At 69.1% G+C, this 24,801-nt stretch carries 19 protein-coding genes; 3 read left to right on the top strand and 16 right to left on the bottom strand.

Annotated features, from left to right (window positions below; all coding sequences use genetic code 11):
• Window position 1: 1 nt before the first annotated feature.
• Window positions 2-760, bottom strand: coding sequence for a glucose 1-dehydrogenase (locus tag CcI49_RS19915; protein ID WP_076828473.1), 759 nt, complete (start codon window positions 758-760; stop codon window positions 2-4).
• Window positions 761-1,226: 466 nt separating this feature from the next.
• Here CcI49_RS19915 and CcI49_RS19910 point away from each other — a divergent pair, with 466 nt between their 5' ends.
• Window positions 1,227-2,114, top strand: a complete 888-nt coding sequence (locus CcI49_RS19910; protein WP_076828471.1) for an SMP-30/gluconolactonase/LRE family protein — start codon at window positions 1,227-1,229, stop codon at window positions 2,112-2,114.
• 30 nt (window positions 2,115-2,144) lie between these two features.
• Here the strand turns inward: CcI49_RS19910 and CcI49_RS19905 are convergent, their stop codons facing one another.
• From CcI49_RS19905 to CcI49_RS19850, 12 genes are all read right to left on the bottom strand, one after another.
• A complete protein-coding gene (locus tag CcI49_RS19905) occupies window positions 2,145-2,738 on the bottom strand; it encodes a TetR/AcrR family transcriptional regulator (RefSeq protein WP_076828468.1) in 594 nt (197 codons plus the stop codon).
• Window positions 2,735-4,588, bottom strand: coding sequence for an acyclic terpene utilization AtuA family protein (locus CcI49_RS19900; RefSeq protein WP_076828466.1), 1,854 nt, complete (start codon window positions 4,586-4,588; stop codon window positions 2,735-2,737). Before CcI49_RS19900 ends, CcI49_RS19905 begins: the two co-directional genes overlap by 4 nt.
• Complete coding sequence (locus CcI49_RS19895; RefSeq protein ID WP_076828464.1) at window positions 4,585-5,397, bottom strand: TIGR03084 family metal-binding protein; 813 nt, start codon at window positions 5,395-5,397, stop codon at window positions 4,585-4,587. Before CcI49_RS19895 ends, CcI49_RS19900 begins: the two co-directional genes overlap by 4 nt.
• The gene (locus CcI49_RS19890; protein ID WP_241840158.1) at window positions 5,397-7,391 is read right to left on the bottom strand and encodes a biotin carboxylase N-terminal domain-containing protein; all 1,995 of its coding nucleotides are present in this window, start codon (window positions 7,389-7,391) and stop codon (window positions 5,397-5,399) included. The genes CcI49_RS19895 and CcI49_RS19890 overlap by 1 nt, the downstream gene beginning before the upstream one ends.
• Before the next feature lie 65 nt (window positions 7,392-7,456).
• Window positions 7,457-9,109, bottom strand: coding sequence for a carboxyl transferase domain-containing protein (locus CcI49_RS19885; RefSeq protein WP_076828460.1), 1,653 nt, complete (start codon window positions 9,107-9,109; stop codon window positions 7,457-7,459).
• Window positions 9,110-9,127: 18 nt separating this feature from the next.
• Window positions 9,128-9,907 (bottom strand): enoyl-CoA hydratase/isomerase family protein, encoded by a 780-nt coding sequence (locus CcI49_RS19880; RefSeq protein WP_054569786.1) that lies wholly within the window; start codon window positions 9,905-9,907, stop codon window positions 9,128-9,130.
• Between the two features lie 14 nt (window positions 9,908-9,921).
• The gene (locus CcI49_RS19875; RefSeq protein ID WP_076828458.1) at window positions 9,922-11,085 is read right to left on the bottom strand and encodes an acyl-CoA dehydrogenase family protein; all 1,164 of its coding nucleotides are present in this window, start codon (window positions 11,083-11,085) and stop codon (window positions 9,922-9,924) included.
• A gap of 548 nt (window positions 11,086-11,633) precedes the next feature.
• A complete protein-coding gene (locus CcI49_RS19870; protein WP_054569788.1) occupies window positions 11,634-12,641 on the bottom strand; it encodes a TIGR03617 family F420-dependent LLM class oxidoreductase in 1,008 nt (335 codons plus the stop codon).
• A 108-nt stretch (window positions 12,642-12,749) separates the two neighbouring features.
• Window positions 12,750-13,724, bottom strand: coding sequence for a zinc-binding dehydrogenase (locus CcI49_RS19865; RefSeq protein WP_076828455.1), 975 nt, complete (start codon window positions 13,722-13,724; stop codon window positions 12,750-12,752).
• A gap of 123 nt (window positions 13,725-13,847) precedes the next feature.
• Window positions 13,848-15,368, bottom strand: coding sequence for a carboxylesterase family protein (locus tag CcI49_RS19860; RefSeq protein WP_076828453.1), 1,521 nt, complete (start codon window positions 15,366-15,368; stop codon window positions 13,848-13,850).
• A gap of 6 nt (window positions 15,369-15,374) precedes the next feature.
• On the bottom strand, window positions 15,375-15,692 hold the full coding sequence (locus tag CcI49_RS19855; protein ID WP_054569790.1) for a hypothetical protein: 318 nt from the start codon (window positions 15,690-15,692) through the stop codon (window positions 15,375-15,377).
• Between the two features lie 2 nt (window positions 15,693-15,694).
• Window positions 15,695-16,864, bottom strand: coding sequence for an acyclic terpene utilization AtuA family protein (locus CcI49_RS19850; protein ID WP_241840147.1), 1,170 nt, complete (start codon window positions 16,862-16,864; stop codon window positions 15,695-15,697).
• A 27-nt stretch (window positions 16,865-16,891) separates the two neighbouring features.
• On the opposite strand from CcI49_RS19850, the gene CcI49_RS19845 reads away from it, so the two are divergent.
• Window positions 16,892-17,773, top strand: coding sequence for a LysR family transcriptional regulator (locus tag CcI49_RS19845; protein WP_076828448.1), 882 nt, complete (start codon window positions 16,892-16,894; stop codon window positions 17,771-17,773).
• A 25-nt stretch (window positions 17,774-17,798) separates the two neighbouring features.
• Here CcI49_RS19845 and CcI49_RS19840 read toward each other — a convergent pair whose 3' ends face one another.
• Together CcI49_RS19840 and CcI49_RS44190 are read right to left on the bottom strand one after the other, a co-directional pair.
• A complete protein-coding gene (locus CcI49_RS19840) occupies window positions 17,799-19,115 on the bottom strand; it encodes an ABC transporter substrate-binding protein (protein WP_076828446.1) in 1,317 nt (438 codons plus the stop codon).
• Window positions 19,116-19,779: 664 nt separating this feature from the next.
• Window positions 19,780-19,905: a hypothetical protein gene (locus CcI49_RS44190; RefSeq protein ID WP_255354789.1), complete on the bottom strand. Its 126-nt coding sequence runs from the start codon at window positions 19,903-19,905 to the stop codon at window positions 19,780-19,782.
• Between the two features lie 696 nt (window positions 19,906-20,601).
• Here CcI49_RS44190 and CcI49_RS19835 point away from each other — a divergent pair.
• Window positions 20,602-22,680 (top strand): EAL domain-containing protein, encoded by a 2,079-nt coding sequence (locus CcI49_RS19835; RefSeq protein WP_241840145.1) that lies wholly within the window; start codon window positions 20,602-20,604, stop codon window positions 22,678-22,680.
• A gap of 109 nt (window positions 22,681-22,789) precedes the next feature.
• On the opposite strand, the gene CcI49_RS19830 is transcribed toward CcI49_RS19835, so the two are convergent.
• A complete protein-coding gene (locus CcI49_RS19830) occupies window positions 22,790-24,103 on the bottom strand; it encodes an ABC transporter substrate-binding protein (protein WP_241840144.1) in 1,314 nt (437 codons plus the stop codon).
• Window positions 24,104-24,801: the final 698 nt, after the last annotated feature.

Genomic DNA, 24,801 nt, shown 5'->3' with positions numbered 1-24,801 from the left:
GTCAGGTCGTCAGCATGCCGCCATCGACAGGCAGCAACACTCCAGTGATGTAGGACGCGGCATCACCTGACAGGAAAACCGCCGCGGCGGCCAGCTCCGCGGGATCCCCCGGCCGCCCTGCCGGGACTCGCGCCGCCACCTGCCGGTCGAGGTAGCCGGGCTCGTACTGGTCGACCATCTCGCTCGGGAAGAAACCGGGAGCCAGGGCGTTGACACGGATCCCTTTCCTGCCGGTCCACTGCGCGGCGAGATCCCGGGTCAACCCGATGATCGCCGCCTTGCTTGAGCTGTAGGCAGCCTGCGGCAGCCCCGCGGTCGTCGACCCCAGCACAGATCCGATGTTGACGATGCTGCTGCCCGGACGCATCACCCGCCCACAGGCCTGCGCCATCCAGTAGGCGCCCATCACGTTGACGTCGATGACGCGTCGGAACTCGTCGGGCTCCTCACGGGTCGCCGGGCGCGCACTGGCGACACCTGCGTTGTTGACAAGCACGTCGACCGCGCCGAACGTCTCCAGCGCAGCCGCGACGACACGCCGGCAGTCCTCGACCGCGGTGACGTCCGCCTGCAGCGCCAGGCACTGCCGGCCCGCGGCCTCGACGAGCCGGGCCGTCTCGGCGAGCCGGTCGGCCCTGCGCGCGCAGATCACCACATCCGCCCCGGCGGCGGCGAACCCAGCCGCGAAGGCGACGCCGAGCCCGGACGAAGCACCCGTAATCAACACGACCTTGCCAGCCAGGCTGAACCGCTCAAGCACGAATTCTCCTCCAGAACGGCGCCGCCTTGGCTGCTGCCGGCCCCACGGCGGGCAGATCTTCCCGCCTCGCCCGCGCCTACCCGACGGCGCGCTCGCCGCTCGCGATGCCAGGCAACCAGCATCACCGATATTATGTCTTCCGATACTAGGACGGCATAGTATGCCGATCCAGGTCCACACGCACGCAGTCATCCCGGCACAGGGCACAGCCCACCGCCTCGGCCACCACGGCACGAGGCCGCGAGCATGGCCGAGAAGCGGGCCGACAACGGAGACGTCGCGACGGGAGTTGACCAACGTGCGGTGCGGCGGAGTGCGGCCTTCGGCCGGCCCGTAGAGCCGCTGGCGAGCAGGATCGTGGCCGGTCGCCGGTCGAAACCGACCGCCGCGGCGCTGCCGGAGGGACGGCGGGACAGGCCGAACACCTCCAGCGGGCGGCCCGCCGGAGGTAATGGACGGAGATGCGATGACCAGCCAGAGCTCGACACTGTTATGCGAAGGATTCGCCTTCCCAGAGGGACTCCGCTGGCACGACGAGCAGCTCTGGATCTCGGATCAGACGACGGGCACGGTCTGGACGATGACCGAGGACGGCGCGGCTGAGCCCCTCGTGAACGTGCCTGGAGGCGCATCCGGCCTTGGCTGGCTGGCAGACGGTGACCTGCTGGTCGTGTCGATGGCGGATCGCCGCCTGCTCCGTGTGCACGCCGGCACCGGCGAGGTCGCGGTGCACGCGGATGTCGGGAATCTTCCGGGTTACCGGCTCAACGACATGGTGGTCGCCACCGACGGCCAGGCGTATGTCGGGGACTTCGGCTTCGATCCGCGCGCCCTCGTCGCGCGATTCGGGAGCTCGGCACTCGACGGAGACCAGGTACCCGCGGCGTTTCTCGCGCGGGTCGACCCCGACGGTTCGGTGCACCTGGCTGCGGATGGGCTGCGCTTCCCCAACGGCTGCGCGATCACCGCGGATGGTCGGACACTGATCGTCGCGGAGACCTTCGGCCGCCAGCTGACCGCCTTCGACCGTTCTGAAACCGGTGCCCTCTCCGCCCGACGACCATGGGTGACGCTCGATGCCCGACCCGACGGCATCTGCCTGGACGCGGAGGGAGCGATCTGGGTCGCGAACGCCGGCGCGGCAGAGTGCCTGCGTGTCTCGGCTCCACGGGCCGGACGATCCGCGGCGGTGATCGATCGGGTGGTGACAGGCGCCCCCGCCTATTCGTGTGCTCTGGGTGGCTCCGACGGCCACACCCTGTTCCTCGCAACCGCCCAGAACTCCCCCGACGCGCGCACCCCGGGCCGGATCGAGATCGCGCGGGTGGACGTGCCCGCCGCGATCTCGACCTGAGTCGCTCGCCGATCCGACCGCCCCGCGCGACTAACTCGGTCCCGTCACGCCGAGACACGACAGCGCGGCGTTGGTGAGAATGGAGACGAGCTCCGTTCGCTGCAGGCCGCTGTCGTAGGTGACGACCGACTGGATCGCGGCAATCGCGGCCTGGACGAGTGCCGCGGCTTCGGCATCGTTGAGGCCGGGGCGGAGCTCACACAGTGTGGTGATCCACTCCTCGTTGTAACGCCGCTGCGCGCGGCGCAGCCCACGTCCTTCCTCGACCGGGAGCGTCGGGCCCTCCCGCCGGTACAGACGGACCATGTCCTTGTTCTCGATGGAGAAGTCGACCTGGGAGCGCACCAGCATCCGCATCGTCGCGGCAGGCTCGTGACCTGCCTCGACGATCCGCTCCACGTCCGCCAACAGCGCCGTCATGGTCCGGTCGAGCAGGGCGGAGAGCACCTGGGCCTTGCTGGCGAAGTGTCGGTAGACGCCAGAGCCGACGATGCCGGCCTCCTGCCCGATCTCGGCCATCGTCACCGCGTGGTAGCCACGGGCCGCGATCAGTTCGGCCGCCGCGATAAGGATCTTGTCGCGGCGCTCCGGGTCACGTACCCGGCTGCTGACCTGCCGGGTCACGGGTCTACGACCGGTTGGGGGTGCAGGAGCGCCACGGGGATGTCCATGAGCCGCGAGCGTACGTACTCGCCAAGCCCTTTTGCCTGTGGGTCGAGGCGCACGCTGGACGCGACGCCTTCGCCCAGCAGGCCGACGACGACGAAGTTCACCGCCCGCAGGTTCGCCAGGTCATAGCGGTGGACGGGCAGACCACGCGCCTCCGGGATCAGTTCGCGGAAGGTCTCCACCGTGAGTGCCGCTGCGAGCCAGCGGTAGGCGGCATCGCTGCGTGCCCACAGCCCGACGTTCGCATTGCCCCCTTTGTCACCCGAACGCGCGCCTGCCACCAGACCCAGCGGCACGCGCGCTGTCGCACCGCCCGAAGTGGCCGGAGCCGTCTGGGCGGCGTGACGCACGAAGTCGACACCACCGGCCAGGTCGACACCACCGGCCGGGTCGACGTCGTGCGTCGACGGGCTGTGCGGGATCGCGACGGTGGTGGCATCGGCGAGGACGAGCGTGTGCGCGACGGCGTCACGGGAGACGAGCGCCGGCCAGTAGACCCCGTAGGCGGTCGCGCTGCCGGGCGGGCCGGTGGTATGGAAGCCGGCGTAGCCGCCGAGGAAGAGACTGTTGGCCGTATCCGAGAACGACCGGCCGACCTTCCTCGCGTCCCGGTCCTTGACCGTGATCCGCAGGTGAGCCGTCGCCAGCGGATTGGAGGCGGCGTCGGCCTGGTCAAAACGCAGGAGCTGGACGTCGACGGCGTCGAAGCGGTACTCACCGCCGAGCTGGTCGAACAGTTCCCGGCGGGCCCAGGCGGCCTTCTCCTCGATGTCGAGGCCGGTGAGGACCATGGTGACGGTGTTGCGGTAACCGCCGAGATAGTTCATCGCGACCTTGAGCCGGTCCGAGGGCGGGGTGCCGCGGGAGCCGGAGAGCAGCACCCGGTCGGGCCCCTGGCCGGTCAGCCGGATGGTGTCGAAGTGCGCTGTGACGTCGGGGTTCGGGTACCTGGGCCCGGCGATCTCGTAGAGCAGCTGAGCGGTCACGGTGCCCGTGGTGACAGTGCCACCGGTGTCCCGGTGTTTGGTGATCACGCTGCTGCCGTCAGCGGCGATCTCGGCGAGTGGGAATCCCGGATACCGCCGATCGGTGATCTCGTCCAGAAAGGCGTAGTTGCCGCCGCAGGCCTGCGGGCCGCATTCGATGACGTGCCCGGCGGCCACCGCACCGGCGAGCCTGTCCCAGTCGGTGCGCTCCCAGTTGTGCCACCACGCCGCTGGTCCGACGACGAGCGACGCGTCGGTGACCCGCCCGGTGATGACGATGTCCGCGCCGCGGGACAGCGCGGTCGCGATACCCCAGCCGCCGAGGTAGGCGTTCGCGGTGATCGGCTCGACTCCGACATCGGCGAGGCTGCGGCCGGTGTCGAGGTGGGTGAACGCCTCGCCGGCGGCCTGCAGCGCGCCCACCCGGCCCACGATATCGTCGCCGCTGACGTAGGCGACGTTCGGCCGCAGGCCAAGGGCCGCGGCAACCGCGCGGATCTTCTCGGCAAGGCCGGCCGGGTCGAGGCCACCTGCGTTGGCGACGATCCTGATGCCGCGTTCCAGGCAGGTTCCGAGGACATCCTCGACCTGGCGGAGAAACGTGCGGACGTAGCCGACTCCACCGGGCCGGCCCTGGGTCTTGTGGAGGATGAGCATCGTCAGCTCGGCCAGGTAGTCGCCGGTCAGCACGTCGATGGGACCGCCGTCGACCATGAGGCGGGCCGCGTCGAGCCGGTCACCGAAGAAGCCGGAGCAGTTCGCGATCCGTACCGGCCGCCTCGGCCCGCCGCCGGCCTGCGCCTGGGCCCCGGTCGTCATGTGGTCCCGTCCCGCGCCGGGACGGGGCTCGCCGCGCGACCGGCCGCAGGCGGCCCGGCGAAGACCTGGGCCACCTCCAGGAACGCCGCCGCGTCCGCGCCGGTGGCCGTCAGGGCCAGCTGGCCGGGGTGCCGGCGCTGCGCGACAAGCAGGCAGAAGTCGAGCGCCGGGCCGCGCAGGATGTTCGGGGCGTCCGGCGGGCCCCACGTCCAGGGAGAACAGTCCGGCGCGGACAGCTCGACGCGGAACGGGTCCGCGGGCGCCGGCCGCCCGTGGACGGTGAAGCTCCACGCGATCGTGGCGACCCCCAGGTGCGCGACCTGGCGCAGCCGCGTGCTGGGCACCCGGGTGACACCGAGCGCGTCGGCGACGTCCTGCCCGTGTGCCCAGGTCTCCATCAGCCGGGCCGTCAGCGAGCTCGCGGCGCTCATCGGCGGGCCGAACCACGGCAGCTTCGTCCCAGGTGGTACCGCGACCAGCGTCGCCAACAGGACCTCGCGGGCGCGGTTGAACCAGTCGAGCACCTGTGCGCCGGCCTGGTCGCGGAACCGCTCGGCGATCACGTCCGCGAAGTCGTCCCCCAGAGCGAGGAAAGCCTGCCTCTCAGCCGCGAACCTGTCCGCATCGATGGCGGCGAGCGTCGCGATCCCGTCCCAGAACGCGAGGTGAGCAACCTGGTCGAGGATGTCCCAGCCCGCGGCGGGGGTGGGCGTGTGCCAGGCTGCCTCGTCAAGGCCACCCAGCAGTGCGACGAGGTCCGCCGTCTCCGCCCGCAGGTCGGCGACGATCGCCGTGACGTCGGCCGCCATCAGGCCACCGCCGGCTGGCTCGACGCCGCGGCGCGGCCGGAATCGCCCGCGTCGCCCGTCAGGCTGATCACGGCGAGCACTGCCCCGCTGTCGACCGTGTCGCCCACGCCGAAGCCCAGCTCGACGACGACGCCGTCATGCGGTGCGGTGATCGTGTGTTCCATCTTCATCGTCTCCAGGACGGCGACCAGGTCACCTTTCGCGACCCGATCGCCGGAGGTGACCCCGATCCGGACGACCGTGCCGGGCATCGGCGCGGTCAGCGACCCCGGGGAGACACCGGAGCCAGGCTCGACGAACCGCGGCAGCTCGCGGGCAGCCGTCGAGCCACCCCTGCCGTCCAGGTACACGTTCGAGCCGGTGGCCCCGGCGAGGACCCTGGTGACTCGTGTCCGGGAGCGGACCCCGTCGACGGTCAGGTCCGCCAGGCGCCCGTCCACATGGTGGATCTCGACCTCGGCCGGCCGTCCCCCGACAGTCGCCTCGACCCGGCGGCCGCGATGCCGGTAGGCGACCTCGATCGTCTCCCCGGCCGTCTCGTACTCGACGCGTTGCGGCGACAGCGAGACGTTGCGCCAGCCGGACGGCACGCCCGGGAGGATCGCGGCGCGGCGCCGATCGGCGGCGGCGGTGAGCGCGGCGGCGATCAGATGGGTGGTCCGTGTCTCCTCGTCGCAGGAGACCGAGCCCATCACCACCGGGTCATGCCGGTCGAGATACCCGGTGTCGATCGCACCCGCGCGGAACTCGGCCTCGCGCAGAATCGCGACCAGCAGCGCCCGGTTCGTCGCCACGCCGTGGGCCCGGGTGCCGTCGAGGGCCCGGGCGAGCCTGCGGATCGCCTGATCGCGAGTGGCGCCATGCGCGATCACCTTCGCCAGCATCGGGTCATAGTGCACGCCGACGACCGAACCGTCCTCGACACCCGAGTCGACCCGGATCCCGGGCGCCGCAGGGACCTCGAACCGATGCACGGTGCCGGTGGAGGGCAGGAAACCCGCCGGAACGTCCTCCGCATAAAGGCGGGCCTCGATCGCGTGGCCAGTGATCTTCACCTCGCGGGCCGCCGGCGGCAGCGGGGCGCCCTCGGCGACCAGGATCTGCAGGGCAACCAGGTCGAGGCCGGTGACCTCCTCGGTGACCGGGTGTTCCACCTGCAGGCGGGTGTTCACCTCGAGAAAGAAGAAGCGGCCTGACTGGTCGAGGACGAACTCGACGGTGCCGGCTCCGACGTAGCCGATTGCCGCGGCGGCCGCGACCGCCGCAGTGCCGAGCCGCTCGCGCAGCTCCGCGTCGACCGCGACCGACGGCGCCTCCTCGATGATTTTCTGGTAGCGCCGCTGGATCGAGCATTCACGCTCGCCCAGATGCACCACGTCGCCGTGCCTGTCGGCGAAGATCTGCACCTCGATGTGCCGGGGCCGCTCGACGTAGTGCTCGAGGAAGACCGAGCCGTCGCCGAACGCGCTGGCGGCCTCTCTGCTGGCGGCGGCGACCGCCTGCGCCAGCTCGGGCACGGCCCGCACGATCCGCATCCCGCGGCCACCACCGCCGTAGGTGGCCTTGACCAGCAGGGGGAATCGGAGGTCCGCCACCGCATGAACGAGCGCGTCCGCGTCGGCGGCGAGCCGTTCGTCCACGACGAGGCCGGGCAGCACCGGGACGCCGGCCGCTGCCATCAGCTCCTTCGCCCTCGTCTTCGAACCCATCGCCTCGATCGCGTCGGGCGGCGGCCCGATGAACGTGACTCCGGCCGCGGCGCAGTCCCGGGCGAACGCGGCGTTCTCCGAGAGGAAGCCGTAACCGGGGTGGATGGCGTCCGCCCCGACCCGCTTCGCGGCGGCGAGGACGAGGTCGGCCCGTAGATAGGTCTCGCCCGGGGTGGCGCCCGGCAGTCGCACCGCCTCGTCCGCGGCGGCGACGAAGGGCGCGCCGCTGTCCGGGTCGGAGTAGACCGCGACGGTCGCTATGTCCAGCGCGCGGGCGGTACGCATCACCCGGGTGGCGATCTCACCGCGGTTGGCGACCAGCAGCTTGGTAATCGTCCTCACGGCGACCCCTACATCCTGAAGACGCCGTAGCCACGGCGGCCCTCGATCGGCGCTGAATGCGCGGCGGACAATGCGATACCGAGCACGGTGCGGGTGTCGCGAGGGTCGAGGACGCCGTCGTCGTAGAGCTTTCCGCTGACGAAGAAGGAGTGTGACTCGGCGGCGATCTGACGTTCGATCGCCGCCCGCCTCGCGTCGTCCTCGGCCTGGTCGAACGGCCGGCCCGAGGCCGCCGCGGCGGCCTTGCCGACGATGGAGAGCACCCCCGCGAGCTGCGTGGCGCCCATGACCGCGAGCTTCGCGTTCACCCAGGCGAACATGAACCGGGGGTCGTAGGCGCGTCCGGACATACCGTAGTTCCCGGCACCGAACGACGCCGCCATGTTGATGGTCAGATGCGGGACCGTGCTGTTCGTGACCGCATTGATCATTTTTGCGCCGTCCTTGATGATGCCGCCCTGTTCGTAGGCGGCGCCCACCATGAAGCCCGTGGTGTTCTGCAGGAAGACCAGTGGTGTGTCGATCTGGTTGGCCAGCTGGATGAACTCGGCGCCCTTCTTCGATTCCTCGGAGAAAAGAATGCCGTTCGCGTTCGCGAGCACGCCGACCGGGAAGCCATGAATCGATGCCCAGCCCGTCACCAGGCTCCGGCCGTAGTCCGGCTTGTACTCACCGAACCGGGATCCGTCGACGACGCGGGCGAGCACCTCACGCGGGTCGAACGGCGTCCGGAAGTCCGCCGGAGCGATACCGAGCAGCTCGTCCGGATCATACAGCGGCGGGTCGGCCGGCAGGCTCGGCCCTGGGCCCTGCTTGCGCCAGTTCAGCTCCGAGACGATTCGCCTGCCGAGGCGGATCGCATCACGCTCGTCAACGGCGAAGTAGTCGGCGAGCCCGGAGACGCGGGCGTGCATCGCGGCACCGCCGAGTTCCTCGTCGTCGGATTCCTCACCGGTCGCCATCTTGACCAGCGGCGGGCCGCCGAGGAACACCTTGGCCTGCCGGTCGACCAGCACCGAGTAGTCACACATGCCGGGCACATAGGCGCCGCCCGCCGTCGAGTTGCCGAACACCAGGGCGATCGTCGGGACCCCCATGGATGACAGCTCGCTCAGGTCATGGAAGATCTTTCCGGCCTGCACGAACAGGTCCGACTGGCTCGGCAGGTCGGCACCGCCGGACTCGACCAGGTTCACCACCGGCAGCCGGTTACGTTTCGCGATGTCGAGTGCCCGCAGGGTCTTGCGCAGCGAGAACGGGTTCATCGCACCGCTGCGGACCGTCGGGTCGTGGGCGATGATCACCACCTCGACACCGCTGACGATGCCTGTTCCCGTGACGACGCTCGCGCCGACCGTGAACTCGCTGCCCCACCCCGCCAGCGGCGAGAGCTCGAGGAACGGCGAGTCCCGGTCAACCAGCAGCTCGACACGCTCGCGGACAAGCAGCCGGCCACGCTGGTGATGACGATCCCGGTAACGAGCACCGCCGCCATCGCGAGCCTTGTCCAGCTCGTTCTCCAGCCCGGCGAGAGCCGCCAGTTGGCCAGCGCGGTTCGTCCGGTACAGCTCGGCACTCACGTCCAGCCGCGACCGCAGCACGCTCCCCTCGGCCACCCGAACATGGCCCGAGACACCCGCCGGCCCGCCGAAACCACTCATGGATCTCCCTTTCGATGGCTAGTGCCCCGTCCAACGGGGCTGCCGACGGGCGCGGAACGCGGCGACACCCTCCTGGAAGTCCTCGGTGGCGAAGGCGAGCGCAAGCTGTGCCTGCAGGTAGCCGAGGGCGTCGTCGAGGGGCTGGTCACGAGTCGCGTCCAGCGCGTCCTTACCCATCCGCATCAGCAGTGGGGAACGGGCCGCGATCAGCCCCGCCCACCGGTCGACGTCGGTGGCGAACTGGTCCGGGTGCACGACAGCGTTGACGACGTGCAGCCGTTCGGCCTCCTCGGCCGAGATCAGCTGACCGGTCATCATGAGTTCGTTCGCCTTCGCCCGCGGCACGCTTCGGTAGATCAAGGCGGAGATCATGAACGGGAAAACCCCGACGTTGATCTCAGGACAGCCAAAACGGACGCCCGCGCGGGCGATGATCAGATCGCAGGCCAGGGCAAGACCGAAGGCGCCCGCGAGAACGTCGCCGCCGGCCGCGCAGATGCTCGGCTTTCCGAGCCGTCCGAGGAGCCTGAAGAGACGAGGAAATCGATCCAGGCCCGCGTACCTGGCAATCAACGAACTGTCCTCGGCGAAGGACTTGAGATCACCCCCGCTGGAGAACACCCGATCACCGCTCGAGGTGAGTACGACAACACGCACGGAGCTGTCCAACCGCGCCTGTTCAAGCCGGCCGATCAGCTCGTCGACGAGCTGATCGGTCAGTGCGTTACGCGTCGCGGGGTCGTCGAGGGTGATCGTCGCAACGCCCCGGGCGTCACACTCATAGCGGACAAGTGGCACAGGGATTCTTCCTGTCAGTAGGACCTGGGCAGCCCGAGGCTGTGCTGGGCGACGAAGTTCAGCACCATTTCCCGGTTCACGGGGGCGATGCGCAGCAGCCGGGCCATGCCCCACAGCGGCACCAGACCGAACTCGACGGACATCCCGTTGCCCCCGTGGGTCTGGATCGCCTGGTCGACCGCCGCGAGTGCGGCCTCCGCGGCGGCGTACTTGGCGATGTTCGACGCCTCGGCGGCACGCTGGCCGTGGTCATGCGCCCAAGCCGCCTTCTGGGTCATCAGCGCGGCCAGCGAGGTCTCGATCCGGGCTTTCGCGAGCGGGTGGGAGACACCTTGGTGCGCACCGATCGGGACGTCCCACACCTGTCGCTGTGTCGCATAGCTGACCGCGCTGTCCAGCGCGTAGCGGGCAATGCCGAGGCACAGGGCGGCGACCGCGATCCGTTCCGGGTTGAGCCCGTGGAAGACCTGCCGGAATCCCTCACCTGCAGTGCCGATCAGAGCACCTGCGGGAACCCGTACGTCGTCGAGAAACAACGTGAACTGTTTTTCGGGCAGCTGGGCGGCGACCGGCAGCGGGCGCGCGGTCAACCCGGGCGCGTCGGGCGGCACGAGAAACAGCGACAGCGCCGGCCGGCCCGCGGAACCCCCGTCGCTCTCCGTCCCCGTCCGGGCCACGACGAGCACGGCGGCGGCCTCGTCGAAACCGGAGATGTAGTACTTCTGGCCGGAGAGCAGCCAGTCATCACCCGCGCGCACCGCGGTTGTGGACAACCGGTGTGTGTTGGACCCTGCGTCCGGCTCGGTGATCGCGAAGGCGATCTTGTGCGAGCCGTCCGCCAGACCTGGGAGCCAGCGGGACTTCTGCTCCGTGTCGCCGAACCGCGCGATCAGCTCGCCGCAGATCGCGGACGAGACCAGGAGCATCAGCAGCGGGCATCCCTGCGCGGCGCTTTCCTCGACGACGGCAGCGAGCTCGGTGATCCCGGCGCCACCGCCGCCGTACTCCACAGGCAGGTTCACACCGACGAAGCCGGCCTCGGCCAGCGCTGCCCATGCCTCGCTGGTCGGCACACCGGCCCGGGCTCGCTCGGTGTAGTAAGCGCCACCGAAGGGCTTGGAGATCGCCGCGACGGTGGCTCGCAGCGAACTCAGTTCGTCGCCCTCACCGAAGTCCATCCCGCTCCTTAGTGATTCAAGATTTACTAAGACATGCCAACGAAGATCGTCGGAATCACTGACGCCACCGAGCCGACCCGTCCGAAACCGTACCGTTGCAGCACGAGGCACGGACGTCGCCCACGGGGAGCGGAAGCCGGTCAGATCTCTCGAGCGACCTCCGTGTTAGTGAATATAGAATCACTAGACCCATCGCGCAACCAGCTCCGAGGTGCGGACGAGGCACGCCGGAGCGCACGCCGGCGAAAGGACGAACGCCGTCGCGCAGGAGCTGCTGCGCCCGTCGTCGCCAGATGGGTGCCGAGTAACCGCGCTGCTGTCGCGCAGGTCGGGGGCAGCGCGCAAGATCAGGAAAAGCGCCTGGTCACGTCGTGCAAGCGCCGTGCGGCTGCGACAGCATCCAGCGCGCGGTCATTCCGCCGCGTTGCCGCGATTCAACCCGCCGGGCGACAGGCCATCGGCACCACCGCGGAGGCGGTGTCGGGCGTGCCCTGCACGCCCGACACCGCCGGTGACAGCCTCTGGCTCTCGGCTCGGTGATGCTGGTGCTAGTCCATGGCCGCGAGGAGTTCGGCCCACAGCGACGCCTCGGCGTCATAACCGCCATAGAACGTGATGCGCCCGTAGACGTTGCCGACCTTGGCGCTGAGCCTGGGCCCGACCTCGGCAGGGGTTCCGACGACAGAGAACTCGTGCAGCATCTCGTCCGTGATCACGTCGGCCATGTCGTCCCAGCGCCCCTGCTTGGACAGCACGTTCAGCTCGTCCTGCGCCTCGCCCCAGCCATGCATCTCGAGTACCCGGCGATAGGCGGGTGTCGAGCCGTAGAACGCGATCCGGGCCTTCGTGGCACGGACGGCGTTCGCCAGCTCCTCCTCCGTGCGGCCGATGGTCGCGAAGACCGGGCCGTTGATGACGAAACCGTCGAGATCGTCTCTGCCCGCCCGAGCTCGTCCGCGGAGCAGGGCCGGAATCGTGACCTCCTCCAGGTACCGCATCGTCGTGAACGGGTGGACGAAGAACCCGTCCGCAACCTCGCCCGCCACCTCGGTCATCTTCTCGCCGACCCCGGCCAGATAGACGGGGGGCGGGCCGAACTCGTGCGGCTTCGGCGTGAAGAACGGCGTCATGAGTGTGTGCGTGTAGAAGTCGCCGCGGAAGTCGAGGGCCGCACCCTCGTGCCAGGCTGCCCAGATCGCGCGGGTCGCCAAGATCAGCTCCCGCATGCGCTCGGCGGGAGCTGACCACGGCATCGAGAACCGACGCTCGATATGCGGCTTGATCTGCGAGCCGAGGCCGAGCACGAAACGGCCGCGAGAGTAGCGGGCGAGGTCGTAGCCGGCGTTCGCGAGCGTCATCGGCGACCGGCCGAACGCGACAGCGATGGCGGTCCCGACAGTGATCGTCTCGGTCGCCGTCGCCGCCTGCAGGCACTGGAGGAAGGGGTCGTGTTTGGTCTCGGAAGTCCAGATACCCGCATAGCCGCTGTTCTCGGCCACCACAGCGCCCGACTGCGTCTCGTCGATATCGTCGGGCAGGCTTGTATCGATCTTCACTGGTTCTCCTTCTGACTGGCGGCACGGCGATATCTCGCACGGCACCATCCGATTACCGCGCTCCGGCACTACGGGAAGATCCGGCCGCTGATGGCGCGGCAGCTCCGGTCAGACCGTCAGCACGAGCTTGCCGTAGACGTCACCCCGGACCAGCCGTTCGAACGAGGCCCGGGCGTCCGCGAGCGGGCGGACGTCATCGATGACGGGCCGGACACCGGTCCGGTCGAGGAACGCCACCAGATCGATCAGCTCGTCGCGGGTCCCCATCGTGGAGCCGACAACCGAGAGCTGAAGGAAGAAGATCCGAGTCAGCTCCGCAGGTGGGTTGTCGCCGCTGGTGGCACCGGAGCAGACGATCCGCCCGCCGGGCCGCAGCGATGCCACCGAGTGATGCCAGGTCGCCGCGCCGACCGTCTCGATCACCGCGTCCACCCGCCGAGGCAGCCGGGCCCCGCTCTCAAGCGCGGCATCCGCCCCGAGGTGAAGGGCGCGCTTTCGCTTGCTCTCCGCTCGTGAGGTGACGAACACCGTGTGCCCGGCGGCCTTCGCGATCAGGATCGCCGCCGTCGCCAGGCCGCCGCCAGCACCCTGAACGAGCAGGGTGCCACCGCCGTCGGCGGGCAGACCCGCACGGTTGATCACCATCCGGTAGGCGGTCAGCCAGGCAGTAGGCAGACAGGCCGCCTCCTCCCAGCTCAGCGACGCCGGCTTGGGTACCAGGTTTCGGGTGGGTACGGTGACCCGCTCGGCCAGCGTGCCGGGGTGCAGTTCGGAAAGGAGCGTCCGCTTCGGATCGAGCGTCTCATCGCCGCCCGCCGCAGCCGGATCACCGATCACCGCGTGTACAACCACGTCTCGACCGTCCTCGGTGACACCGGCGGCGTCGCAGCCGAGGATCATCGGCAGCCGCTCGGCGGTCAGTCCCACCCCGCGCAGACTGAAGAGATCGTGGTGGTTGAGTGCCGCAGCGCGGACCGAGACCGTCGTCCAACCATCGGGTGCGGGCCGTTCCGGCTGCTCGCCCACGACCAGGCCGGCGAGCGGATCGTCAGGATGCGTGGAGACGGCGGCGGCAGCAAGCATGGCCTGGAAGCTACGGCCAGTCCGGTCCGCGAAGCCAGATATTCATATAGCAAATGCTATGTGGTATTCGCCACAGTCAGATTTCGTCGAGGAGGGCCGTCCCGCTGGATCCGGTCGGCTGGCTCACGCCGCCTGTGTCCAGGCGGTGGTGGCGTCGTCGTCGGGGGGTTCGGTGACCATGTCGGTGTCACCGCCGAACTGGCGGGTGTTGGGGTCGGCGGTTGGCGCGTACAGGGGCCAGCCCGGGTCGCCGGTGGCGGCGAAGCGTGCCCACGCGCCGGTGAGGTCGTGCTGGATCTGGCGGAGTTGTGGTGTGGCGACTCCCCGGCGTTCGAGGGAGTCGAACAGGACGAGGAGGTCGGCGGCGTGGAAGGCGCCGAGTCCAGGCCCGAAGGGTTCCGCGGCGAACAGGTAGGTGTGGGCTCGGCCTCCGGCGGCGACCTGGGCGGCGGCCAGTCTGCTGGCGGGCAGCCGGTAGATGGCGTCGGTCAGGAACCGCGCACGAAGGTCGCCGGCGTCGGCGTCGGGGGCTCTGCGCCGGTAGCCGGCGAGGAGCCGCTCGGGAACGGGAGCGCCTGCCTGGCTCATCTCGGCGAGCAGGGCGGCCTCGTCGGCGGGGATGAACGCGGCCCCCTGCATGGTCTGGAAGAGCCGGACCTCGTCACGGTTGGCCGCGACCAGGAGGCCGATACCGGCGGCGTCGCCGGCGGCGACCGCTTGTTCGGGATGCCGGGGCAGGATGGTGCCGTCGTGGACGACACCCCAGGAGCGTCCGCCGGGCAGGTTGCGGCGGCCGATGTCACCGTCGATGACCGTGTGCTGTGTGTCCAGAATCCGCTCGACCGGGATGTCGAGGAGGTCGTCGACCTTCTGGAGGCCGAGCGCGGCGAGCAGGTCGGTGGCGATCGCCGTACCGGTGTCGGCGTCGAAGATCCGTGACGCGCTCCCGCTGCTCAGGATCGCCTTGTGGAAGGTGCCGGCGGCTGCGGGCATCGTGAGCAGTGCGCCGACGCAGAACGCTCCGGCGGACTCGCCGGCGGCGGTGACGTTGCCGGGGTCGCCGCCGAAAAGCGCGATGGTGTCGCGGACCCAGCGCAGCGCCGCGGCCTGGTCCTGCAGGCCGAGGTTGCTGCTGCCCTCCCAGGCGGATCCGCCGAGGTCGGCGAGGTGCAGGAAGCCGAGCGCGCCGACCCGGTAGTTGGCCGCGACGACCACCGTGCCGGTGAGGCGAGACAGGGCCGCACCATCCGTCGCGGGCGGGGCGGCGGAGCCCGTGTCGAATCCGCCCCCGTAGAACCAGACGATCACCGGAAGGTTGCCGGTGAGATCCGGAGTCCAGATGTTGAGGTAGAGGCAGTCCTCGTCGCTTTCGAACGTCATCGCAGCGCCCGCGCCGCTGCGTGGGGACGACGTGGCTGCCGGAGACGCGCCCTTCAACGCGGAGACGCGCTGCGGGGGCGCGGCGCGGAACCGGGTGGCGTCCCGGACGCCCGACCAGGCGTGCGGTGGCTGCGGGGGGCGCAGCCGCCGGGGCCCGACCGGTGGGGCGGCGAACGGGATACCGGCGAACAGGGTCCCGCCGCCGGGTAGCGGGGCGCCGCGCAGCGTGCCCGCGGGCGTGTCGACGAGATGGGGATCGGTCATTGCCGGTCACGCCTCCGTGCGGTCGGGAAGGTTCATCTCCAGGAGTGACGAGCCGAGGGTCTTGCCGTGTGCGTCCAGGTTGAGGCTCTGGGTGACGCCGCCGTCGAGCGCCTGGTGGAGGACGAACTTAAGCGCGTGCAACTGGGGGAGCTCGTAGCGGTCGACGTGGCCGGCCACGATGTCCGCGAAGTGCTCGCGTACCCGCTCGGCGGTGACATGTTCGCGCAGGAAGGGGAAGTCGTCGGGGTGGTAGGCGATGACCGAGATATCTGCGAGGTCGCCTTTGTCGCCGCCGCGGGAGTGGGCGATGTCGTGAAGTCGCACCGTCAGGACTCCAGGAGGGTGACGTCCGGGCTGACCTGGTCACGCGGCAGGAACACCGAGGCCAGCCCGATGAGCTCGCGTGCGTCGCGGGTGGCACCCCCGCCCCCTGCCGGGCCGTTGAGCCACAGCGCCGTCACCTCCCGGCCGATACGGCGGGCATCGACCAGGCTCGCGGTGCGACCCGCCACCCGCGCCCGCACCTCGACCGGCTCAGCCGGCGGCAGGTGGCCCGCCCCTCGGTGGACGGCGTCCACACCGATGAGCTGGAAACAGATCTCGGTGGCCGGTATCCCGATCAGCGCAAGCCGCTCCTTCACCACCTCCAGGGCCAGCCGGCCGCGGGCCACCGCGCCTGGCCCGGCGTAGGAGATCTCCCCCGTCCCGACGTAGCCGTCCCGATAGGCGACGGACACCTTCAACGAGTCAGGGCGTTCCCGGCCCACGATCCCGAACACCGCCACCTCGTCATCACCCACCTGTTCCAGCCTCGCCTGGGAGAGGTCCGCGACCACGTCGGGGGTGCGGTAGGCGGCCGGGTCATGCACCTCATAGAGGAGCTGCTCGGTCATGGTCCGCACCGTGACCCGGCCTCCGGACCCTGCCACCTTGGTCACCGTGAACGAGCCGTCGCTGGTCACCTGCGCGATCGGGAAACCCAACCGGGCGAGATCGGGCACGTCCTTCACCCCGGGGTCGGCGAAGTAGCCACCGGTGACCTGGCCGGCGCATTCCAACAGGTGACCAGCCGCGGTGCCCCGGGCGAGCAGATCCCAGTCCTTCGCGGACCAGCCGAACTCATGCACCAGCGGCGCCAGGTACAGCGACGGGTCCGCGACGCGCCCCGTCACCACCACGTCCGCTCCCCGTTCCAACGCCCGCACGACCGGCTCGCAGCCGAGGTAGGCGTTGGCCGACACGACGGCGTCTCCCAGCGACGCGACCGTGCTCTCCCGCTCCAGCAGCGGAGGGTCCGCAGCCCGGACCGCGTCCAGCACGTCGTCCCCGGTCACCGCGGCGACCACCAGCCCGCGCAGGCCACGGCCCCGGGCGGTCTCGACGATCACCCGGGCCGCCGCCAGCGGGTTGGCCGCGCCCATGTTCGTGACGACCCGGACGCCCCGGCGGACACACGGCTCGAGGACCGCGGCCATCCGCTCGCCCAGAAATATCAATTTGACATTGATCCATACCCTTGAAGCATGGACCTCACCCTGCACCAGCTGGAGATCTTCACCAGGGTGGCCCGGTCGGGATCGTTCACCCAGGCCGCCCGCGACCTGCACCTGAGCCAGCCGGTCCTCAGCCGGACGGTCCGCGACATCGAACAAACCCTGGACACACGCCTGCTCGACCGAACCACCCGATCGGTGACCCTCACCGCGGACGGCAGGGAACTCCTCGACATCGCCGAGAACATCCTGGCCGGCTACAGGACAGGGATGAACACCTTCGCCGCCTACCGCGCCGGTGAACGCGGCACGATCACCCTCGCCGCGTTGCCCTCCATCGCGGCGAGCCTGCTACCGCCGATCATCTCCGGGTTCCTGGCCGACCGCCCTGACGTCCGTTTCGTCATCCTCGACGGCACGACCCGGGAAGTCCTCGACCACGTCCAGTCCGGAACCGCCGATCTCGCGCTCACCGACACCGCCATCGTCCACCCGAGCCTCGACACCCATGCGTTACGAGAGGATCCCGTGCTGGCCGTCCTCCCGACCGGGCACCGCCTCGCCGCCCGGTCTCGTCTCGCCTGGGCCGACCTCGCCGACGAGACCTTCATCGCCCTGCACCCCGACAGCAGCGTCCGCCACCTCACCGACCTCGCCTTCTCCCAGGCCGGCATCAGCCCGACGACCCTCGTGGAAACCCGCACCGTCGCCACCGCCGCAGGCATGATCGCCGCCAGGCTGGGCGTCAGCGCGATGCCCGAGCTCGTCCTTCCCCTCATGTCCTTCGCCGACATCACCGTCCGACCACTCATCTCACCCCCGATGATCCGCAAGCTGGCCGTCCATGCCCGGAGACAGCGGCCGGCCCCTGTCACCGCAGGCTTCCTCGATCACCTGCGCACCGGCTCCTGACCCGACGCGAGGCGGTGAGACTGGTTCAGTCCTCGATGGGAGTGACCCCGAGTGCCTTGTATCCGGCGGGCTGGCCGTCGCCGTCGAGAGTGGTGGTAAGCCCGCCGCGGACGCAGACCGACGGCGACTGCGGGTAGGCCTTGCCGTTACAGCGGAACCGCACGCCGTCCACACCGGTCAGATCGGCCGCCGACATCGACCTGAGAGCGGCGATCAGGGATTCCGAGCTGACGTCGCGGGTGATACCTTCGGTGCCGGTCCGGAACGCCATGACCGTCGTGAACATGTTCATTCCACTGTTTCCGCTGTCGTCGAAATCGCCCTTCGCGTAGGTCGCCATGACGGCGTCGTAAAGCTTCTTGGAAGGGCTGTCGGAACCAGCGGACGCCGTGGCGGCGATAACCGTCCCTTCGAGCGCATCCCCCGGCACGGCCTTGCGGGTCGCGTCGGTGACGCACTGCGAGACAGCACTGACCTGGCCGTCGAAACCGACCGCTCGCAGGCCGTTCATCGCGCTGATGCAGAACGAGTCGTTACCTACGATGAAGACGATGCCGCCGCCGTCGGCGACACGCTGCATCTGCGGCGTCATGTCGGCCGTGCCCGGTGGGACAGCGACCACCTCAAGGCCGACACCCGCTTTCTCGAACAGCTTGGGCGCGACGTTGTTGACCAGGTTCAGCGCCGCAGGAACATCGATCACGACGGCCGTGACCTTCGAAGCGTGACGATCCTTGGCCAGCCGCAGGGGAAGCGTGATCGTCCCGAAAGTCGGATCGCTCAGGATAAAGGTCGACTCGGCATCGGCCAACTGGTCAGCACCGCCCGAGGCGAACAGCATCACCGGCACCCCGGCGTCATGCAGCGGCTTCCAGGCGCTTTCGTTGACCGTCGAGCTGCCGATGAGGACGGCGGCAACGTTCTTTTCGATCATCTCGTTGCCGCAGTCGGTGCCCTTGGACGGGTCGGACAGTGTCTGGCACGTCACCAGCTCGATGGGCCGACCACCGATCCCGGAACGGTGCTCGTTCACGTACGCCACAGTCGCATTCGCCGCCGCGGCCTCCACCGTCGTATCCGCCACCGCGTTCCTGCCATCGGTCACGAACCCGATCCGGACCGGCGCGCCCTGGGCCACAGCCGACGGCCCGAGCAGCGCGGTCGCGCCCGCGCCGCCACCGTCGTTCTCACCGGTCGCCCGGTCGTTCCCAGAACTACCGCACGCGGCCCCGGAAAACAGGATCGCGGCCAGGAGCGACAGGCCCGCTAAACGGGTCCCCGCCGCCCGGCGTCGAACCCGTGACCGAGGCGGAACGTCAGATGACTGCCTCGTTATCGCCATATCCACTCCTCATTCGTGACCAGATTTCCGGGAACGGGAACGACGCAGGCCGGCCACGTGTACCGCACCCAAGCGAAAAACCGACCGCTGACCGCACACCCATCGCCCTCAGCCCGACGGATCAGCTACGGCCCGGGAGCGGCAATTCCAGAGAAACAGACGGAGCGCAGTCGGACCGTGTCGGCAGATTTCCGGGTTTGTCATCAAACTGGCCTGGCGGCTGGAGACTGAGGCCGCACCGCACCGGCGCCCGCGACCCGATGAAGCTGCGGTGACCAACGATCGTGAACTCACCGCAGTCGGCAGGGAAGCCCGCGCCACACCTGCCCCGCGCAGTCCTCATGGCCCCAACCTCATGCGGCCCGAGTCTCCACCCACCACCACCGACAACGGAAATATCAATATCGCATTGATCCATGCCTCTGAGACATTGACCTGGCCGACCGTGTTGCCGGCCGCGCCCTCGAGCCAGGTGGGTCGTGGCGGGGTACACCGCCGTCCCGCCCTCGACGGCAGGGTGGCCCTCCAACCGCGACCAGCGCCGCTCGAACAGGTCGGTCGCGACCGTAGCGTCCCGTCCAGCATGTCGGACAGGTCGACGTCCGTACGGATCGCGCCGCGCGTGTCCCGGCGTGCGGCGGGGTGCCACAGACGACAGCCCTGGTCAGCCGCGGAACGCCTCGTCCGCGTGTGACGGGTCGACGCTGAGATCGCGGGCGGTACGTGTCACCGGCTCGCCGGTCAGGTGTTCCCAGCCGGCGATCGGGCCCAGCAGGTTCTCCAGGACCATCGCTCGGCGCCAGTATGAAGTGGGCGTCGTGCTCCCAGGCGTAACCGATCCCACCCAGCAGTGTGATCGGCTCCAGGCCGATCTCGGTGGCTCGCGACAGGCAGGCGACCGCGGCACCGGCGGCGGCGAAGGGCGCTCGGCTACCGCACCGTCGCATCTGCCCAGCTCACCGACCAAACCGACTTCTGACACCCGACAGGGACGGTGATGAGCGGGGTACCGTTATCAGAGAAATCCTCGGAGTGAACCGATGGCACTGCGTGACGAGCGGTGGTGATGTGCGGGAATCCTGGGATTCAGGGGGCTTTGAGGATGGACCTTTTCGACCGGATGGAGATAGGGCTCGCGATCTTCGATCTTGACAGCGGCCGGGTGCGCAGGGTGAATCCGTCCACCTGCCGGATCCTTGGTCGCGATGAGTCCGAGCTCGTCGATGTCACGTGGGAGACGCTGATCCATCCGGACGATCGGGACGCGCAGGTAGCAAAGGCGATGYAATGCCTGACTTCCGGGGAGGGCAGCTGGCAGGATGACGTACGGTTCGTACGCCCGGACAGGACGCTGGTCCACGTTCTGGCCACATGTGTGGTCATTTCGGGCGACGATGCCGAACGGTGCCTTCTCGTTCAGTTTCAGGACATAAGCAGGGAGATGGCATCGTACCGAAATCTTCGTCTCGTGGCGGAGAGCACGCCGGTGATCTTGTCATTGATCGACAGAACCGGCCGCAGCCTGCTCAGTGAAGGCATTCCCGGGCACTATCGTCAAACCCTGGAATTCGCCCGGCGCAGCTCGGTCTTCGAGGCCTTCGCGGACCATCCCGAGGCGCTGGCGCAGATTCGGCTGGCGCTGACCGGCGAGCGCGCGTCGGGGGTCTACGAGGCAGATGGGCGCTGGTTCGATCAGAGCGCGGTCCCGATTCACGGGATGGACGGCGCAGTGGAGTCCGTCGCGGTGATCACAACTGACGTCACCGATCGTGAAGAGGCCCTCGCTCAGCTGCGGGCACGGTCGGCCGAACAGGCGATTGTCGCCGACCTCGGCCGACGCGCGCTGGACAGCCCGAATCCTCCGTCGATCTGGCAGCAGGCCGCGACGGTGATCGCCGAGCACCTCCGCGCGGATCGTGTGACGCTGCAGCGGACGGGTCGGCTCAGCGAGGAACCTGAGCTTGTGGTCGCAGTCGAGGCAGGCGCATCCGCGTCCCACGGGTCCACCTCGTCCGCGCCGCCACCGAGCCGCGCCCACGAGCCCGACGATGAAGGCGCGCCCGGCCTGAACCGTCGTCGTTCACCGTTGTGCACACCGATAGGCCGTTCTGAGGATCCTGACGCGGTCCTCACGGTTTTCCGTAGTTCTCCGGGTACGTTCGCTGATCACGAGATGGCGTTTCTTGATGGCGTCGCGACCGTCCTCGCCGCCGCGGACGCGCGGTTCCGGATCGAACAGCAGGTACGCCACCGGGCACTGCACGACGGGTTGACCGGGCTGCCGAACAGGACCGCCCTGTTGGAGACCATGCACCGTGCGGTGGACCGAGCCCGAAGCTGCCGACGCCGGGTCGGCCTGCTGTTCATCGACCTCGATGGCTTCAAGACCGTCAACGATTCACTCGGCCACCAGGCCGGCGACCAGCTGCTCCGGGACGTCGCCGAGCGTCTCCGCGGCACGGCGCGTAAGGGCGACCTCGTCGCTCGTCTGTGCGGAGACGAGTTCGCGGTCCTGTGCGACGGCGACCCGACCCTCGCCTCTCTCCGGGAGATCGCGGACCGTGTCACCAACGGCCTCGCCGTTCCGAGAACTCTCGCAGGCCAGCCGGTCGCTGTGACCGCGAGCGTCGGGATCGCTCTGCTCGACAAAGGGCCGAACAACCACACGGAGCCGAGGGACGCCGACGGGCTGCTGCGCGCGGCGGACCTCGCGATGTATGCCGCCAAGCGGCAGGGCCGCGGCCGCTGCCTGGCTTTCGACGAGAACATGCGTGTCGAGGCTGTCCACCGCGCCGAGACCGAGAGGGACCTTCGGCGTGCCCTCGACACCCGGAGCAGCGAACTGCAACTGCTCTACCAGCCGATGGTGAGCACCACGGGCCATGTCGCCGGTGCCGAGGTGCTGATCCGTTGGCGCCACGCCGGGCGCGGTCTGCTCAGCGCGGACATGTTCGTTCCGGTCGCCGAGGAGACCGGACTGATCGTGGCACTCGGTCGATGGGCGTTGGAGACCGCCTGCCGCACGGCCCGCGGGTGGCGGCCTGTGCCGCCGGGCGCGCCCAGGCCACGGATCGCGGTCAAGGTCTCACCGGCTCAACTCGCCGACAAGCGGCTACTGGATGACGTCTCCTCGGTCCTCGCCGCCACCAATGCAGAACGCCGCTTCCAGCTGTGCCTGGAGATCACCGAGGAATCACTTATCCGATACCTCCCATCCACGGTGGCGACTCTGCACTCCCTCCGAGATCTCGGGGTCCGGGTGTACCTGGACGACTTTGGCTTCGGGAACTCCTTCCTAGGCCACCTGCGCGGCCTCCCGATCGACGGAGTCAAGATCGACCATCGGCTCGTCGCCGGGCTCACCACGGACCGGGCCGACCGAGCCGTCATCGATGCCGTCATCCGCCTCGCCCACGCGCTCGATCTCATCGTCATCGCCGAAGGTGTCGAGGCCTCCGACCAGGCCAGCGAACTCGGCCGCCTTCACTGCGATCTCATGCAGGGCCGTTACCTGGCCTGTCCACAGGACCGCCTGCCGGACCTGGACACCATCGCGGGGCTGTAGAAGCAACATGGCCTCTCCCGACCCGCCCGGGTCCGTATGACGGTGGACGTCGCCTGTCTCGCACGCACGCACGCTCTAGCGAGGCGAACTCCGGTCTGTCTCCCTCCGCCTACCGCCCCGTCGGCTGCAGACGGGTGCCGCACCACTGACTCGATCCATCACCGTCGTGCATGACGTCGAAGCCGGTGGCGTTGGCGTTGACGCGAACGAACGCATAGCAGGTGCTGACACTGCCCCGATTGGTAGACAGGTCGATCGTTCCGGGGACGAGGCCGCCTGCGTCGTAGTCCTTGACTGCGCGCAGATTGGTGATGAAGGACTCCCGGGTCGGGCAGGGACCCGCGGCCTGCAGGCCGCGGAGAAAAAGATCGGCGCTGATGTAGGAGGCGACGGCGACCTCCTGGTCAGGAGTCTCCAGGCCGGGCCCGTACAGGGCCATCGCATTCTCGTACTGGCCGATGGCAGGTGACCGTGACTCGAAGGGGGTGTAGTTGAGCCAGATGGACAGGCCGGCGAGTGCCGCCCCCTTCTCCTGCAGCAGCCGAGCATTGTAGCCGGTGGGGCTGATGATGACTCTCGGCTTGCCGCCACGCACGCGGACCGCTTCCAGGACTTCGGCGAGACTATCCATCGACACGGTGGAGACGATGATATCGGCCTTGCTCGCGATAATCTGGTCAGCGGTACGCGTGGCGCTACTGATTCCAGTCGTGAAACCAACACGTCCGACGGTTTCGATGTACTGGCTGCCGAGGCTGACTATCAGCTGGTCGGCGATCTCCGTCGAGCTTCCAGGATCTTCTTGCTGAAGTACGACAGCCCTGGTACCGCCCTGTGCTCTCGCATACCGGCCGAAGGTGGTTACTGCCGCACCCTTGGCCGAGACGTAGGAGAACGAGAACATGTTGTCGTGGTCGTTCCACAGCGACTCGGCCGTCAGCCCTGTCACCGGAACACCTGCCTGGTCGAGGTAGTCCGCGGACCCGGAGACCGCCGCGCTCAGCTGGACGAGCCCGAAGACCCTCTTCTGCTCGACGAGATCTTTCGCGACCCCGGCATTGACGCTTGGCGTGTCCGAGTCATCACCCGCGACGAGCTCGATCTCACGGCCGTTCACACCGCCGGTCGCGTTGGCGAGACCGATTCGGGCCTCGACAGCGCTGCGTGCCGGCCTGAACGCATCCGCGAGTCCTCCGGTGTCCGGATAGATCAGGCCGACCTTGATCGATTCCGGAGTCACTCCGGGAGCGTCGCAGCTCGCGATCCGACCAGCGTCCCCCTTGCCGGCGGAACAACCGGCGAGCAGCCCGACCGCCACGGCGGACGTCACCGCCTTGCGCCGCCAGGGAGATGAGCGTCGACGGCTTCCAGCCCGAAGCTCCTTCGCGGCCGCGAGCATGACGACTAATCGTGAGACACCCATCGGATACTCCCTCGCAGGTGCCACGGCCCCCGTGGTTGACGCGTGGCGGAATGTGCGAACGCTCCGCCGGGGCGCCATGTGGCTGTGTGACTCCCGGGCGGCCCCACCTACTCAAGTGGGCGAGCCAAAATTGGATATTGGATATTTTAGTAGATCCGGCCGGATCGGCTTCGGCGACATCGAGTCGGCGAGCTGCCGCGGCGAGCGCGCCACTCGTTCAGGATGACCGGCGGTGCCAGACCGTGCCGTTCAGGCCGAGTTGGACCCGACCGTCGGCGCAGAGCCAAGGAGGGCGTCGGACCGCCGCGTCCCAGCTGGGGCAGATCAGCGTGGAATCAACGCTCGCCCCTCAGGTCGCGCGCTGACGCCCGTGGGTCGCAGGCGGCGACGACCTGCACCGCTTCACGTATCGCTGAGCCATGTTGAAGCGGCCTTCCGCTCGGAGGACCGTAGCGGTGGGCCGAGATCGAGGACCCTTTTCGAAAGATTCATCAACATTCCCCGTGCCGGGATTCGGTTGGACGGCCGGCGCTGACAGGGCCGGCCTCCGAGCAACGCCGGCCGGACGACCGGGCCGGACACGCCCACCACCTGCACCTTCTCTCCTCGGCCTCTGAGCCGGTGGGGCGACCATAGGGTAGATGCAGTGTCCAGTCAACGGCCTGCCTGTCCGCCTGGTTCGCCGGGTCAGCGCTTCG

Source organism: Frankia sp. CcI49, from assembly GCF_001983215.1.
In the GTDB taxonomy this organism is placed as follows: Bacteria; Actinomycetota; Actinomycetes; order Frankiales; family Frankiaceae; genus Parafrankia; species Parafrankia irregularis.
This window is presented reverse-complemented; position numbering and strand designations above follow the sequence as displayed.